Origin of the sequence: Clostridium lacusfryxellense (assembly GCF_018861735.1) — a bacterium.
Classification (GTDB): Bacteria; Bacillota; Clostridia; order Clostridiales; family Clostridiaceae; genus Clostridium_AD; species Clostridium_AD lacusfryxellense.
In genome coordinates this window covers 1-1,891 of sequence record NZ_JAHLEB010000127.1, presented here as the reverse complement: position 1 = coordinate 1,891, position 1,891 = coordinate 1, and the positions used below count along the sequence as shown (strand labels likewise).

General features: G+C 31.6%; 4 protein-coding genes. All 4 read left to right on the top strand.

All coding sequences use genetic code 11. The annotated features are described in order from the left end of the window. A partial coding sequence (locus KPL55_RS25525) for a C40 family peptidase (protein WP_216309558.1) occupies positions 1 to 262 on the top strand: 262 nt, incomplete at its 5' end. Between the two features lie 127 nt (positions 263 to 389). Then, positions 390 to 1,106 (top strand): N-acetylmuramoyl-L-alanine amidase family protein, encoded by a 717-nt coding sequence (locus KPL55_RS25520; protein WP_216309557.1) that lies wholly within the window; start codon positions 390 to 392, stop codon positions 1,104 to 1,106. 231 nt (positions 1,107 to 1,337) lie between these two features. Continuing rightward, positions 1,338 to 1,625 (top strand): hypothetical protein, encoded by a 288-nt coding sequence (locus KPL55_RS25515; protein WP_216309556.1) that lies wholly within the window; start codon positions 1,338 to 1,340, stop codon positions 1,623 to 1,625. A gap of 143 nt (positions 1,626 to 1,768) precedes the next feature. Continuing rightward, a partial coding sequence (locus KPL55_RS25510) for a metal-sensing transcriptional repressor (RefSeq protein WP_216309559.1) occupies positions 1,769 to 1,891 on the top strand: 123 nt, incomplete at its 3' end.

Here is a 1,891-nt window from a genome sequence, read left to right as displayed (position 1 = left end):
AGGATTTACACAATACGTATATGCGCATTTTGGGATATCGGTAGGAAGAGCCACCTTTCATCAAATAAAAGACGGTGTACAAGTATCTAGAGACAACCTTCAAGCTGGCGACTTGGTGTTCTTTGGAACCTTTGCAAATCCTCATCACATGGGTATCTACGTTGGGGATAATAATTATATACATGCTCCTCATACAGGAGATGTGATTAAAATCTCACCAATGGGAAGAAAAGATTATGTTACTGCCAGAAGAGTAAAATAAAAAATACATAATTTATATATTGTGATAAATATTTCGACTCTTCACTTTTTCTTCTTAACATTTTGTTAATTTAATTTAAGTAAATTATTTTTAACATAAAAATTTTACATGAACTTAGGAGAATACCATGATACGTAATAAAAATAAATTTCTACATGCAATTTTAGCCACCTTAATTATTTTTACATTTTATAATTTAACTGAATTTAAAGATTTGCTTGCCCAGCAGAAGTCAGATAATGATTTAGTTAGCCTTAAAACAACCATAAGTTACCCAGAATCACCAAAGAAAATTCTAGTTTTAGATGCAGGTCACGGAGGTTATGACCCTGGCTCAATCGGTTCAAAAGGAATCATGGAAAAAGATATTACTTTAGCTATAGCGTTGAAGGTTGGTGTTATTTTAAAGGAGAACAATATTGATGTAGTTTATACTCGTAAAAGTGACGATGTAGCCTGGCCGGCAAATGTAAAGCAAGACTTAGCAGCTCGGGCAGATATATCAAATAACCGCGACGCAGACCTTTTTATAAGTATACATCTCAATAGTTTTAAACAGGAAAACGTCAAAGGTACTGAGACATTTTATAGTAATGAAAGTTTAAAAGGTAAAGAAGTTGCCCAACTAATCCATAATCAAATTCTTAAAGATGTGGGATTCGTTGATAGAGGATTAAGAGGAGAAACTTTTTCAATATTTAGGAATGTTAAAGCAACTACCGTATTGCTAGAACTAGGATATATCAGTAACAAGAACGATGAAATGTTGCTCAATAACTCTTATTATCAAGAAAAACTTGCTAAAGCAATCGCTGAGGGAGCACTTAATTATATAGATCCATAATCAGTAGACATAATTCAAGCTCTAGACATATCTCATAGTCTTGAGCTTGAATTTTAAAGTTATAAACTAAAGCCATAAATATTTAATTCTAGAATTATTTTTAAGCCATCTATAGTAATAATTAATTATTATGTCTTTAGGTTCTTCATATAGTCTTCATATACGTAACATATAATGTAATTAAAGTATGATTGTTTTCTGAATTATAGAAAGCATCTTGGAGGGTTAAATATGAATTATAATGAGGATAAAAAAGGTAAGCAAAGCAATGGTAAACATAGTCCACTAAAGCACATGCTTCATATGGCTATTTGTTGTGGCTTACCTATAACTATTCTGTTTTCTTTGCCACTTATAATAAAGGCTAGTCCGAGTATAGGTAGCGTAGTTCTGAGGATATTGCCATTTATATGCCCAGTAATGATGATCTTCATGATTCCAATGATGATGCGTGGTAGCAAAAAAGGAAGTTGTTGTGACAATACCAATGAGGATAAGAAAACACTTGAGGTTAAATAGTATACTCTTCTTCATCAAACCACATAATAATTAGGTATTATAATTAAGATAACTTATTATATTATGTTTATATTATATACTTTAAGGTGTATAATATAAACATATACCACCCCCTGTAGGGGGGGGAGTAAGGAGATGTTTAAATGAATAAAGATCAACTGCAAGCAATTCAATCACTCAAAACATCAAGAGGGCAAATTGATGGAATAATTAAGATGATGGAAGATGGTAGGTATTGTATTGATGTATCAAATCAAATAATTGCA